This is a genomic window from Anaerolineae bacterium, assembly GCA_016931895.1.
GTDB lineage: Bacteria > Chloroflexota > Anaerolineae > 4572-78 > J111 > JAFGNV01.
Genome location: JAFGDY010000118.1, coordinates 1 through 13,723, shown reverse-complemented (window position 1 = coordinate 13,723; position 13,723 = coordinate 1). Strand labels below are relative to the sequence as shown.

Annotated in this window: 13 protein-coding genes; 10 read left to right on the top strand and 3 right to left on the bottom strand. The window is 51.7% G+C overall.

Going from position 1 to position 13,723, the window contains the following annotated elements; translation table 11 throughout:
• The first annotated feature begins 105 nt into the window (after nucleotides 1-105).
• Nucleotides 106-1,836 (top strand): recombinase family protein, encoded by a 1,731-nt coding sequence (locus JW953_09145; protein ID MBN1992860.1) that lies wholly within the window; start codon nucleotides 106-108, stop codon nucleotides 1,834-1,836.
• Here the strand turns inward: JW953_09145 and JW953_09140 are convergent.
• The 3 genes from JW953_09140 to JW953_09130 all read right to left on the bottom strand — a co-directional run bounded on the left by JW953_09140 (nucleotide 1,806) and on the right by JW953_09130 (nucleotide 3,274).
• Complete coding sequence (locus JW953_09140; GenBank protein MBN1992859.1) at nucleotides 1,806-2,519, bottom strand: TVP38/TMEM64 family protein; 714 nt, start codon at nucleotides 2,517-2,519, stop codon at nucleotides 1,806-1,808. The genes JW953_09145 and JW953_09140 overlap by 31 nt on opposite strands.
• Nucleotides 2,519-2,803 carry a hypothetical protein gene (locus JW953_09135; protein ID MBN1992858.1) on the bottom strand — a complete coding sequence of 95 codons (285 nt, stop codon included), beginning with the start codon at nucleotides 2,801-2,803 and terminating at the stop codon, nucleotides 2,519-2,521. The genes JW953_09140 and JW953_09135 overlap by 1 nt, the downstream gene beginning before the upstream one ends.
• A gap of 108 nt (nucleotides 2,804-2,911) precedes the next feature.
• Nucleotides 2,912-3,274, bottom strand: coding sequence for a phage holin family protein (locus JW953_09130; protein MBN1992857.1), 363 nt, complete (start codon nucleotides 3,272-3,274; stop codon nucleotides 2,912-2,914).
• Nucleotides 3,275-3,544: 270 nt separating this feature from the next.
• On the opposite strand from JW953_09130, the gene JW953_09125 reads away from it, so the two are divergent.
• The 9 genes from JW953_09125 to JW953_09085 form a co-directional block, all read left to right on the top strand.
• Nucleotides 3,545-4,708 (top strand): AI-2E family transporter, encoded by a 1,164-nt coding sequence (locus JW953_09125; GenBank protein MBN1992856.1) that lies wholly within the window; start codon nucleotides 3,545-3,547, stop codon nucleotides 4,706-4,708.
• Between the two features lie 63 nt (nucleotides 4,709-4,771).
• Entirely contained in the window at nucleotides 4,772-4,978 is a 207-nt protein-coding gene (locus JW953_09120; GenBank protein ID MBN1992855.1) for a hypothetical protein, read from the top strand.
• Between the two features lie 171 nt (nucleotides 4,979-5,149).
• A complete protein-coding gene (locus JW953_09115) occupies nucleotides 5,150-6,514 on the top strand; it encodes a putative DNA binding domain-containing protein (protein ID MBN1992854.1) in 1,365 nt (454 codons plus the stop codon).
• 326 nt (nucleotides 6,515-6,840) lie between these two features.
• Nucleotides 6,841-7,218, top strand: coding sequence for a TraR/DksA C4-type zinc finger protein (locus JW953_09110; GenBank protein ID MBN1992853.1), 378 nt, complete (start codon nucleotides 6,841-6,843; stop codon nucleotides 7,216-7,218).
• A gap of 191 nt (nucleotides 7,219-7,409) precedes the next feature.
• Complete coding sequence (locus tag JW953_09105) at nucleotides 7,410-8,981, top strand: LCP family protein (protein MBN1992852.1); 1,572 nt, start codon at nucleotides 7,410-7,412, stop codon at nucleotides 8,979-8,981.
• A 101-nt stretch (nucleotides 8,982-9,082) separates the two neighbouring features.
• The gene (locus tag JW953_09100) at nucleotides 9,083-10,255 is read left to right on the top strand and encodes a carbon-nitrogen hydrolase family protein (GenBank protein MBN1992851.1); all 1,173 of its coding nucleotides are present in this window, start codon (nucleotides 9,083-9,085) and stop codon (nucleotides 10,253-10,255) included.
• A gap of 46 nt (nucleotides 10,256-10,301) precedes the next feature.
• The gene (locus JW953_09095) at nucleotides 10,302-11,345 is read left to right on the top strand and encodes an amidohydrolase family protein (GenBank protein MBN1992850.1); all 1,044 of its coding nucleotides are present in this window, start codon (nucleotides 10,302-10,304) and stop codon (nucleotides 11,343-11,345) included.
• A gap of 6 nt (nucleotides 11,346-11,351) precedes the next feature.
• Complete coding sequence (locus JW953_09090) at nucleotides 11,352-12,386, top strand: SIS domain-containing protein (protein ID MBN1992849.1); 1,035 nt, start codon at nucleotides 11,352-11,354, stop codon at nucleotides 12,384-12,386.
• Nucleotides 12,387-12,422: 36 nt separating this feature from the next.
• Nucleotides 12,423-13,723 (top strand): D-tagatose-bisphosphate aldolase, class II, non-catalytic subunit (locus tag JW953_09085; GenBank protein ID MBN1992848.1); only part of this gene is annotated, 1,301 nt, incomplete at its 3' end.

Here is a 13,723-nt window from a genome sequence, read left to right as displayed (position 1 = left end):
CGCCTAAACTGCTCGCCTGGCCCTTTGGCCCTCATTTATGGATGGGGGCCAGCAGCAAGTAGAGCAGTTTTATTACCGGGTAATAATCCTGATAGGAGTAAGATAATGAAACGAGCAATCATTTATGACCGCGCCAGCAGTGAGGGGCAGCGCGATAACTGGTCAAGGCAAGATGCTTTAAGTGTCGGGCCGGAATTGGCGCAAAAACACGGCTTTGATGTCTGGGAAACCAGGCAGGAAGTCAAAAGTGGAGAAGAATTAGCAAACCGGCCTGTGATGAAGGGAATTTTAGAAGAAATCGAGGCGGGGGAAGTTCAAGCGATTATCTGTCAAAACATATCACGTTTGAGCCGGGATGAAGACGGAATCGATGGGCGATATATTAAACAGCTTTGCCGGGAAAACGGTTGTCTGATTGTCACACCTGACATGGTTTATGACTTATCTCAAGAAACACATGACGACATGGCCGACTTTCAGTTTTTGGGCGCGAAATGGTACAAACGCGCCATGATGAAACAGTTAGCTCAGGGATTAAAGGCCCGCGCCCGGCAAGGAAAATTCATGGGTGGTACGCCTATGCTGGGCTACGAGGTTATCTATTTACCGTCAAAGAAAGAGGGTGGTAAGCCGGACAGTGACCTGGCTATCAAACAAGATGAAGTCCCATTAGTCGAAAAGATTTTTGACCTTTACATTGAATTGGGCGGCAATGGGACAGCGAAGGAATTAAACCTGCAGGGTTATCGCAAGCCGCGCAAGAACAAAAAAAATCGGGAAAAGACCGGCCAGGATGACCGCCCGTTTTTTGCAACCGATATTGTCAAAATTGTCCAGAATCCGATTTACGCCGGGTTTGTCACGTGGGGGAAAAACAAAGCGAGTCGGTATCTCAAGGATTTTGATGAGACGATGATTTACAGGGAAGAATTAAAAATCATCCCTATCGAAAAATGGGAACTGGCTAACCGGGAGCGTCAAAGAAGGGTAAGGGATGGATTGCCAAGCGCAAAGTGGACAAATCACCCGTTTGCCAAATTGGTTAAATGTCCTGACTGCGGAGGGGTCATGTATGGTATCACCAAGCGAGATAAACGAAGCGGTAAACTTGCCTTGAGAAACGTCTACCGATGTCACCAGATGACTTTAAGAGGAGTAGGTTGTTCTTTTCAGGGGAGCATTTCTGAGAATGTTGTAGCCGGGGCGGTTATCCCCTTTATTAGCCAGGTATTGAGGGTGCAACTTGACTTAAGCGGAGCATTGGAAGCAGCCGCGAATAAATATGGCAAAACCAGTATCGAGAGCGGGCTGGAAGCGGAAACCAAAGCCGAAATCGCCAAAACTCAGGAAGCCAAACAGCGAATTGTCAAGGCTGTTGCTGATGGTATCTTCACTAATGATGAGGCCGCGAAGCAGATTGCCGAACTGCGGCAAAAAGAGCAACGACTAGAGAGAGAGCTAATCAAGCTGAGTGAACATGAAAAAATCAGAGACGATTACCTGGCCGCGATTCGGGTTCTTGAGGGACAGGACATTGAAAAGACGCTGTACAATATGTTACGAGGCACACAAAAACAACGGCGTATCCTGGGCCGCTTGCTGGCCTTGATTTTTGAGCCGGCCAGCCTGGAGATTCGCAGTGAGGGGAGTGGCAGTAATTGGAAGGGCGAACTGGTTGCCTACCAGTTTACCGAAAAATTTTTTGAATTGATTTGTAGAACCAAATATGAAGACCGTTACGCCGATGTGATTATTCCCCGGGGGGGACGGAATATTAAGGCCATTGAGATGGTGATTGCCCAAATTCAACGGATGTTGGAATCCGGTTTAAAATGACGCTCGATTTTAACTGTCAGGTAACGCCCCGCCGCTACCACTACCAGGGCCGCCGGGATAATCACCATCCATTGCTGTCTGGAAAGGGTAAATCCGTGTGAACCGATGAGCGTCATCAACATTACTCCCGGCAAGCGGCCCAGCAGATTGGCCAAAAAGAAAAACCAAAAAGAAATGGGGCTTAATCCGGCCAGGTAATTGGTGGCGTTGCTGGGGATGATGGGAAACCAAAAAAGGAGCAGAAAAAAGAAAAAGCCTTGTTGTTGAATCATGTGTTCCCAACGGTCAAGGATATTAGCCGGCACCAGGCGATGAACCAGGGGCGTGCCAACCCGCCGGGCCATCACAAAAACAAGCTGGCTGACCAGCACCACGCCGCTTAAATTTAGGGCCAGCCCTGCCAAAAAGCCATATAGATAGCCCGCTGCAATCAGCAGCGGATGGGCGGGAATAAAAACCGTAAGCACCTGTATCCCCAAAATCAACAGGTAAAGTAAAGGCCCCCAAAAACCAAACGGTTCCAGATAAGTGGTCACCGCCTCTTTATCTCCAAAAAAATTGAGCAAGTCTAGCAAATGGCGACGGCCTACCCACACCAGGGCAATAATAGCCAGGGCAATGATTCCTCTCACGAGCCATTTTGCTGCCCGGCGAATTATTGCTTTGGCTTCAAATTTTTCCATCAGCCCACATTTTCATCAATTTGTCTGGCAGAATCCGGCGTTTCTAAAGTAAAATCCGCGGTTAAAAAACGATCAAAAGCCCTCAGACATGCTTTCATGACTGCCTCGCCCAGAGGCACCATTTTAAGGTCAATAAACACGTTTTCTTCAGGGATTTCATCATCCAAGCGCTGCATTTCTTCCCGAAAAATTTGCATCAGTTCGGCTTCATGTTCTTTCAAGAATATCGCCAGGTCGCGGCGGACCAACTCAAAAGCGGCTTTGCGGGTAAAACTTCTGATCATCCGGCTTCTCCTTTCCGGTTAGTAGGTCTGTATATAAAAGAGAACGGGCGAGCCATGATACCGCCCCAGCTTGGTGGCACTGCCACTGCGCCCGGTTTAGAGCTGGCTTTACCACCGGCTATCATCGTGAACAAATACACCTAACAGGCCGGAAACGATGCTGATGATTAAGGCCGAAAAGAAGGTGGTCCAAAAGCCCTCCACACTCAAAATATTTGGCAGCAACCAGTCGGTTAAAGAAAGCATTAAGGCATTGACCACCAAGGTGAACAGGCCCAAGGTGAGAATGATGAGCGGGCAGGTAAGGAACATCACAATAGGCCGGATAATGGCATTGACCAGGCCCAAAACCGCCGCAATAATCACCAAATTAAGCCAGAAAGCGCCGTGAATTTGAAACCCCGGCATTATCCAGGCCGTTATGCCAATGGCTATTGCCAAAATGATCCACCTGAGAAAAAGATAACGCATAATAGAGCCTCCTATGTAAAAGAATAAGGTATGATATTTCAAAAGAAACCTATCTCACTATGATACAACAAACAGGAGGAAATCATCAAATAAAGGTGTTAAATTCTTTTGGACTTTTAGGGGGGTATATTGTTTGCGCCAATTCTTTCAATTTGGGTGGCCAGGCCTCTTCAGCACATAACAAGATAGATTATTGTAGTTTGATTCCGCTAACTGTGGTATACTTAGAGCGGCCAGCAATACCCCGCTTAATACTGCCAGGAGGCCCCGATGAAGGTAACTCCTCAAAATAAGGTCTTTTTTTATCTTTTCCTGTTATTTGTCATCTACATTACCTACCTTTTGTTGCGGCCCTATTTGGGCGTGGTGGTGTTTTCAGTGGTCACAGTGGTGGTATTTCAGCCTCTCTATGAACTTATTTTGGGCTGGGTAGGGGGTCGAAAAGGATTGGCCACCACCGTAACCATTTTGGCCATTATCCTGGCCGTACTCATCCCTGTTTTGATTGTGGTTAATATAACCATCAATCAGGCGGTGCTTTTGGTGCAAGATGTATCCTCAGTGGTGGCGGGGGAAAATTCTAACCTTACCACCGCCATCAACAGAATCAATGAAATCCTGGCCACCGTTCCTTATGCGCAAAATTATCAAATAGATGAAGCCAGTGTTTTGCAGGCTGTGCGCAAAATGGCCGGCCCGGTGGCAAATTTTGCGGCCGGCCGGGCCGTGTCGTTAGGCAGCGCCTCGGTGGAATGGATCACCGACGCCATTATTTTTCTGGCGGTGGTGGGCACCCTGCTCCCTTCATATCATGCGGCGGGTCAGTTACTGCAAAACCTGAGTCCTCTTCCTGACGAACTTGACCGAATATACATTGACAGATTTGTGGCCATGACCAAAGCAATGGTCAAGGGAATATTTGTCATTGCGGTGGTGCAGGGCATTGTGGCGGGCATCTTTATGGCTGTTGCGGGCACCTGGTATGTTTTCTTTTTGACCCTGCTGGCTATATTTGCCGCAGTTTTACCCCTGGGCGTCAATATTCTCACGGTGCCGGTAGGGATTGTCCATTTTTTCCTGGGCAATACCTGGCAGGGAATTTTGATTATTGCCGGAAGTTTGTTGGTGGTGAGTCAGCTAGACAATCTTTTACGGCCGCGGTTGGTATCAAAAGACGCCTACCTGAACCCTGCCCTGGTTTTACTGAGCGCCTTTGGCGGCCTGAGTTTGTTTGGCTTTTTGGGCGTTATTTACGGCCCCATCATCATGATCTTTTTTGTGACCACCATTGAAATATATTTGGAACATTATAAATTGTCTCCCCGGTCATTTGGCGCTTCAAAGAAAACGCAACCATCAGAGTTAGAAACAGGCAACAATGTAAATACTGCCCAGCCTGATCATTCGGCTCAAAGCGAGGCAGGGAGCGAATAATTAATCAACTCCTGAAATCCGGTTAAACTAAAATTCATTAAAAACAAAGAAAGGAAGCAAAACATGGATGAAGTGGTGCAACAAGTAGCAGAAAGAACGGGTCTCTCTGAGAAAGCCGCCAGAGAAGCCGTTGAAGCAGTGCTGGCCGTGCTCAAGGAAAAATTGCCGGCCCCCATTGCGGGACAACTTGATAATTTGATCGCCGGTTCGGGATCGCTGGATGACCTGGGCGATTTGACCAAGGGTCTGGGCGGGCTTTTTGGCGGCTGATATGACCTGACCCCCAAAAAACATTTGGTCAGGCCAGCTTAATTTATCTGATTTTTTCCAAAGTAATAATCAGGGTGTGTTTCGCCTCATTACAAAACACACCCTGATTATTTTCTGGCGCCCACACGTTGTAGATTGATTATTTCTAGCCCCTTGTGGTAAAATCCTCCTATGATTGACAATTTGTTAAAACGGGGCCAGGGTCAAACCGTGGCCTTCATTCCTTATCCTGAAATCAACCTGCTGGCCGAAACAATGGCGGCTTTTGCCAACACCGACGGCGGCACGATTTTGATTGGTTTGAACGAACAGGGCCAGGTGGTTGATTATATGATGGACGAAGAGGTTGAAGGCAAATTGGCCCAGGCCCTGGTCATGTGCCGGCCGCCGGTAGCCACCGAATGGGACCAGTATGACCTGCCCGGCGGCACGGTGGTTGCCCTGAAAATTGCTCGCAGCCCAGAATTGCACGCCCTGGCCGATGGCCGGGTGTTGACCCGCCTTGGCCCCAAAAATTGTCCCCTGGGCGGCGAGGCTATTCGTCACCTGGCGGCCACCAAATCGAGCGGCGATTTTGAACGCGAGCCGGTAGTCGGCGCCACGTTGGTTGACCTGGACAAAGACGTGTTGGATGAATACTTGCGCCACCGTTCCGAGCGCGGCGCCCGCCCGTTTCGAGATAACCTTCAGGAGCACCTGGTTGAAATAGGGGCCATGCTCGACGACGGCACGCCCACGGTGACCGGGATGCTTTTGTTTGGCAAGCATCCTCAGGCCTTTTTGCCGCAAAGCGGAGTTATTTTTGTAAAATTTTTAAGCACAGAGGCGCGTGGCCGCGATGGTTTGGCCGGCTATGGCCGCCGCGTTGAAATTGAAGGGCCGTTGGCTCGCATCATCGAGCGATCCTGGAATTTGGTCACCGAAGAGATGCACGTGGAAGCCGTGGTCACCGGCCTGAAGCGGGAAGAAGTGCCCGAATATCCTCCCTTTGCCGTGCGCGAGGCCATTGTTAATGCCGTTTGTCACCGCGATTATCGCCTGAGCGGGCGGCGGGTTGAAATTCGGATGTATGAAGACCGGCTAGAGGTGATCAGCCCCGGCGGTTTGCCCGGCTACATCACCCTGGACAATATTGTTGAGGAGCATTTTTCGCGGAACCCCCGCCTGGTGGCCGGGCTGTTCCAATGGGGTTATATTGAAGAGTTGGGGCTGGGCATTGACCGCATGATCGAAGAAATGTTGGAACATGGCCATGCGGCCCCAGATTTTGAGGCCAAGCCCTATTCTTTTACGGTGCGGCTGCACAACACCCTGGAACGCGTTCCGGTTAAACATTGGCCAAGCAATATGAACGAACGCCAGATGCGAGCGATGAATTTTGTCGAACAGTACGGCCGGATTACCAATCGAGATTACCGCCAACTTTGCCCCGACATCAACCCCGAAACGCTGCGTTTGGACCTGGTTGACCTGATAGATAAGGGCTTACTGCTAAAAATTGGCGATAAAAAGGGAACGTATTATATCTTGAAATAACCATTTAGAAGTCGGGTAAAAAGTGTCAACGGAGTTGGAAACCATCTCCAATTTTATGGCCAAAAAATCCCTGGTTTGAGCCGGGGATTTTTTGGGGAAAGGGTTTTGCTGCCTGTTAAAGCTTGAAATAGTTAACATATTACTGATGTCTGATTGACGTATTGGCATATTTGTGGTATAAATTCGCGCAAATTTTCCGTCTGCTGTGCTGGTGTGGGTAAGCAAGGCTCGGTGTAGAGTGTCAAAGGATGTGCCCGGCAAAAAAACCAGAAACCATCACGCCATCTCCAATCAGGGAACATATCCGCTAAAGGAGCAATGAAGCTATGACCAGAAAGATCACCAAGTCACAACTAACTATCCTCAAACAAGAACGGGAACAGGCTTTAAACGAGTTGAATCATTTGCGTGAGGATTTAAAGGCTGAATTTGAACTGGAAGATATTGACGATGCCGCCGCCGATTTGATAGAACGCGATAAAATACAGGCCCTCATTTTTTCGCTAGAACGAAAGATTGAAGGGATTGACCACGCCCTGAAGCAGGCTGAAGAGATTGGATATGGTATTTGCGAAAAATGCGGCAACAAGATTGAACCAGAACGACTGGAGATTTTTCCAGAAACAACCCTATGCATTAATTGTAAACGGGAAAGTGAGCGCCTGACCCGTAGCCTCAATAGCGGGTACAGGCAACCCTGGTGAGCCAACCAAGAGGCGAGAGAAAAGCTCTCGCCTCTTTTTTCTTGTTCCCAAACTATCTTCGTTCCCCTGTTTAGGTTGCGTTGTTTTGATGGTTACAATACAAAAAATTGTCGCAGGTGGGGTTATCAGGGTCTAAGCCAATTGGCTTAAGCAATTTTGCCTGCTTTGGGGACTATGATATAATTTGAGGTATGGCTACACATTCAAAATCATATCAGCCGGTTGTCATTCCCCCCTGGCTCACCCAGGGTCTGGTGGTGGGAATGGTGTTCCTTTTTTTATTGGGCGGCGCGTATACAGGCTACCTGTTTTATTTTGTGGTAAAAAATACCGTCAAAGAACTTGCCGCCAGAACCAATTTGCCCACCGTCCCTTATGTTGAATTAGCCCTACCGCTGGGCGCATTGCCCCTGACCGGGGATGAGAATGCGCCCATTCCCCTGCCCGTGGCGCGCGGCGGAGAAACAGGACAAACCGGGGTAACCGGCGTGCCTTTACCCGATTATGAACGTAAAGAACGGGTCAACATTTTGTTGCTGGGTATTGACCGGCGCCCCGATGAGGTCTACGCCCGCACCGATACTATGATTCTGGTCACCGTAGACCCCAACTCAAAAACGGCCGGGATGTTGTCGGTGCCCCGCGACTTATACGTCTCCATTCCCGGTTTTGATGAAGACCGGATCAATAAGGCCCACTTTTTGGGCGACCAGCACGGTTATCCCGGCGGCGGCCCGGCGCTGGCCATGAAAACCATCCAATACAACCTGGGCGTGCCGGTTCACTTTTACGTGAAAGTTGACTTTGAAGGCTTCCGCAACATCGTTGATACCCTGGGCGGGATTGACATTGACGTGCCCGAAACCATTAACGACCCCAAATATCCTGACAACAACTATGGCTACGACCCGTTTTACATTGAAGCCGGACGCCATACCCTGAATGGCTACGACGCCTTGCGTTATGCCCGGACCCGGGCTACTGTTGGGGTAGACTTTGACCGGGCTAAACGCCAACAGCAGGTTTTGCTGGCCATCAGAGATAAAGCCCTCCAGCTTGATATGATTCCCAAAATTCCTGAGTTATGGAGTACCATGGCCGGCACCGTGGAAACCAACTTACAACTGGTAGACATTGTGGAATTGGCCCAACTGGCTGATGAAATTGATACAAACAATATCCAAACAGCCGTAATTGACGTCAATATGACCATTGACTACATTGTGCCCGATACCCGCGCCCAGGTCCTACTCCCCCTACGCGAGAAAATCCGCGCTGTAGTTGATGAGATGTTTGCCGAATCAGAACCGGCCCCTCCGGCAGAAGGTCCTGCTCAACAAGCCGAGGTAGAAGCCGCCCAAACCGCCCAGACCCAGGCTCGGGCCGAGGAAATTGAGCAGCAAGCCCAACTTCAGCAGGAGATAAAAGAGTTTTTACGGCAAGAGGATGCCCGCCTGGTAGTGCAAAATGGGACTAACGTGCCTAATCTGGCTTCCCAGACTGCCCTCTACCTAAAACAGCAAGGTTTCAACATCATTCAGTTTGGCCCGGCCGACACCAGAACTTATTCTCATACAGTTATCGTGGTGTACAACGAAAGTAAAACCTATACCTTGCAGGTATTGACCGCCCTCTTTGCCGTAACCGAAGAGAATATTCGCCGTAGTCCAAATCTCAAGAGCGACCTGGATTTTCGCGTCATCATTGGCAGTGATTTTGAATTATCCGGCGGCTCTCAGCCTCTGCTCACCACGGAAGAATAAAAATAGGGTATGGCCCAGATTATTTGCCCACTTGCCTCCAAAAGTCTATCCTCTAGCCGGATAGACTTTTTAATATAACGGTATAATTTCAGGAGACTAACATGCCTCGCACTCTCAAAATCGCCGCCGTTCAAATGGATGCCAACCCTGCCCGGCCCTCCCAACGACTGGCCCGCGCCGAGTCTTTGGTTACCAATGCCGCGGATAGCGGCGCCCACCTGGTTGTGCTGCCGGAGCTGTTCAATACCGGCTATACTTACGCCGATAGCAATCATTATTTTGCCGAACCCCTCCACGGGCCAACGGTCAATTGGCTGCGCGATATGGCGGCCTATTTGAATATCCACCTGGCCGGATCGTTGCTGCTGCTGGACCGGGCGGATGTGTATAACTCACTATTGCTCTTTTCGCCCGATGAACGGATGTGGCGGTATGACAAAAAGTATCCCTGTGGCTGGGAACGGGGCTACTTTAGGCCGGGGCGTGGCCTCACCATTGCCCATACAGACCTGGGGCGGATAGGGATGCTGATTTGCTGGGACGTGGGTCATCTAAACCTGTGGCGGCAGTATGCCGGCCAAATTGACCTGATGCTCATCAGTAGTTGCCCCCTCGATATAACCAATCCCACCTATCACTTTCCCAATGGCGATCAGGTGACTATGGACCACATGGGGCCGTTGGTGGCTCCACTCAAAGGTATTGGCCGGAGGGTGTTTGGCGATATGATTAATGAACAAACTGCCTGGCTGGGCGTGCCTACCGTCAACACCGTGGGTTGCGGCCACATTGAAACCGATCTTCCCAATGGCTTCGGCAGTTTGTTGTCAATGGTTCCGGCGGCGCCCTGGTTGCTTAAATATCTGCCGCAGGCCAATCGCATGCGGCTGTCTTGCAACTTTGTCCAGGGTTGTAAGGTGGTTAACGCCGGTGGCCAGGTATTGGTTGAGCTGAGCCAGGCAGAGGGTGAAACTTTCACCATCGCCGAAGTGACCCTGGCCGACCGGCCGCCTCAGCCCGCAGGACCGCAGCCTCCCTCGCCGCTCCCCTTCATCTCTTACCTCACCTCAGACACCATTTTACCCCTGCTTTCTACCCCCACTTACCGGCGCGGCCTGCGCCGTGTTTGGGGCAAACACATGGCGCCTGTGGAACCGGCTGCCAAACGGCGGCTGGCTTTACTGGGGATCTGTTTGGCCATTGTTTTATTAGCCGTGTGGCTTTTAAGCCGTCCGCCCGCAAAGACATGGGATGCCTCTGCTACCAAAAATTGAATCTACTGAGCCTAAATAAGGTAGGCAACTATTGGAGAAAACATTAATGCTACTTACCAACTATCGCCCCCGTCCGGCCCTGGCGGCCAAAGCAACCCGCGTCACCCAACCCCGTTTCCCGGTGATTGACGCCCACAACCACCTGGGCGAAACATTTGCCCAGGGTTGGGAAAAATACCCTGTTTCAGCCTTGCTCAACGTACTCGATGAAGCCTGCGTGCAAGGATATGTGGACCTGGACGGCGGCTGGGGCGAGGAAATACTCCATGCTCACCTGGACAAATTCAAAGCCGCCGCCCCGGAACGCTTTCGTATTTTTGGCGGCGTAGATTGGTCGGCCTGGCCGGAACACGGCCGCAATTTTGGCGAGTGGGCCGCCCAGCGATTGCGGGCGCAGGCCGCTCGCGGCGCGGAGGGTTTAAAAATTTGGAAACCGTTTGGTTTGCAGGTGCAAGACCAGCACAAGAAGCTGGTTCCCCTGGATGACTCCCGCCTTGATCCCCTTTGGGCCACCGCCGCCGAACTTAAATTGCCGGTTATGATTCACATTGCCGACCCCGTGGCCTTTTTCTGGCCGTTGGATAATCACAACGAGCGTTGGGAAGAACTTCACGCCCATCCCGATTGGCATTTCCCCAGCCCCCCCTATCCCGGTTTTAACACCCTCATAAGCCAATTTGCCAGCCTCATCACCCGCCAACCCCAGACAACCTTCATCGGCGCTCACGTGGGCTGTTATGCGGAAAACCTGGCCTGGGTGGGTCAACTCTTGGACCAATGCCCTAATTTTTATGTAGATATCAGCGCCCGCATTAGCGAGTTAGGCCGCCAACCCTACTCGGCCCGCCGCTTCTTTCTTAAATATGCCGACCGCATTTTATTTGGCACCGACGTTGGCGCGGATGTCAAGTGGTACCGGCTCTACTATCGCTTCCTGGAAAGCGACGATGAATATTTCAATTACGATGTCGAAGAGATTCCCAGTCAGGGCCGGTGGCACATTTACGGTTTGTATTTGCCGGATGAGGTGCTGCAGAAAGTATATTATCTGAACGCCAGCCGCGTGTTAAATTTGCCAATAAAGGAATAACCATAAATGACCGCCGAAACCGCCACCCACCATGAAATTTTAACCCAAACCCAGGCCTGGCAGCAGGCCCTGGCTGTAGTGACCAAACAAGGTCCCGCCTTATGCAACCTCTGGGCCAACGGAAATTATACCAACATCGTCTTCACCGGCTGCGGGTCAACCTACTACCTGTCTTTGGCCGCCGCCGCCCTATTTCAGGAACTAACCGGCCAATCCGCCCGTGGAGTTCCCGCAGGCGAGTTAGCCATGTACCCCTTTGCGGTCTATACCAAAAAAGGGCGTACCTTACTGGTCGCCATTAGCCGCTCCGCCGAAACAACTGAAACCATCCAGGCCGTCAAAATGTTTCAACAAAACCAGCAGGGGGAGGTCATTACTATTGCCAACTATGGCCATCCACCACTGGCCTCCATGGGCGCGGTCAATCTCATCATCCCGGCGGGGCAAGAGGAAAGCGTGGCCCAAACCCGTTCTTTTGCCTCAATGTATGTGGCGGCCACGGCTTTGGCGGTTTTGCTGGCCGGGCAGAACGACCTATTGGAAACGATGCAGCAATTGCCACAGGTCGGCCAACGACTGATGGCTCAATATGAAGAAAAAGCCAAAACCCTGGGCCGTAATCTGGCCCTGGACCGCTTCTACTTTTTGGGTAGCGGCCCTCGCTACGGCCTGGCCTGCGAAATCAACCTCAAGATGAAAGAGATGACCCTTACCCACAGTGAACCCTTCCACTTTTTGGAGTTTCGACACGGCCCTATCTCCATGGTGGGGCCAACGGCGCTGGTAACGGGCCTGTTATCAACGGCGAACCGGACACATGAAGCCGCGGTTCTGGCCGACGCGCGCCAACTGGGCGGCCATACCCTCGTCATTGGAGAGTCAGAGACAGATGTTACGTTTGCGTCTCACCTGCCAGAGACCATTCGGAATGTCCTGTACCTGCCGATACCGCAACTCATGGCCCATTATCGGGCCATTGCCAAAGGTTTAAACCCCGACCGGCCCAATAATTTGGAATCAGTGGTTAAATTGGAGTGGTGATGGGCGGCCTTGGCGCTTGGCTTTGCGTGAAACAACATGACAACACATGCCCCAAATACCATCCTGACCGACCTGGTGACCGTCCATAAACAGGGGCGGCCGGTCGGCCTTTATAGCCTCTGTTCGGCGCATCCCTTTGTGCTGGAAGCATGCGTGCAGCAGGCGATTCAAGATGACTCCCCCCTACTCATCGAAGCGACCTCAAACCAGGTGAACCAATTCGGCGGCTACACCGGCATGACCCCGGCTGACTTTTGTGATTTTGTGAAGGGCATTGCCCATAAATTCAATTTTCCCCCGGAACGACTCATCCTTGGCGGCGACCATCTTGGCCCCAATCCCTGGCAAAATGAACCGGCGGAGCGCGCTATGGACAAAGCGCGACGGTTGATGCACGATTGCGTAGTTGCCGGTTACACCAAAATTCACCTGGACGCCAGCATGCAGTGCGCCGATGACCCGCCCGGCCCGCTGTCTGCCGCTGTTTCCGCCGCCCGCGCCGCCGAACTATGCCGGGTGGCCGAAGAAACCTTTGCTCAGGTTGACCCCGGTCAACCGGCCCCCTGCTACATCATCGGCACGGAGGTGCCGCCACCGGGTGGCGCCCATGGCCAGGAAGACCAATTGGCTGTAACCACCGTGGTGGCGGCGCAGGAGACCATTGACCTCACCCACACCGCCTTCAAACAGCGGGGGTTGGATGCGGCCTGGGAGCGGGTTATGGCCGTGGTAGTGCAGCCGGGTGTGGAATTTGGCAACGCCACCTTGTTTGAGTACAACCGTGAAGCCGCCGCCGATTTGTCGCATTTCATTGAAGGCTATAACCGTCTCATTTTTGAAGCCCACTCCACCGATTACCAGACCCGCGACGCGCTCAAGGCGCTGGTTGAAGACCACTTTGCTGTTCTGAAAGTTGGCCCGGCCCTGACCTTTGCCTTCCGTGAGGCCGTGTATGCCCTGGCCTTCATCGAAACCGAATGGCTGGCCGGGCGAAAAGGAGTTGAACTATCCCATATCGGCCAGGTTTTGGATAAAACGATGGTGGCCAAGCCGGGGTATTGGCAAAAATATTACACCGGCAGCCGGGCGTCCATCCAATTGGCCCGCCAGTACAGCTTTAGCGATCGTTCGCGCTATTACTGGCCGCAGCCGGAGGTGCAGCAGGCGTTGGCGCGATTGTTGGCTAACCTGGAACAATACCCCCCGCCGCTCACTCTGTTGAGCCAATTTTTGCCGCAGCAGTACCAGCGCGTCCGGCAAGGCGTCATTAAAAATAGCCCTACTTCCTTGATTTACGATAAAGTCAAGTCTGTGGCGACGGATTATGCGTATGCCTG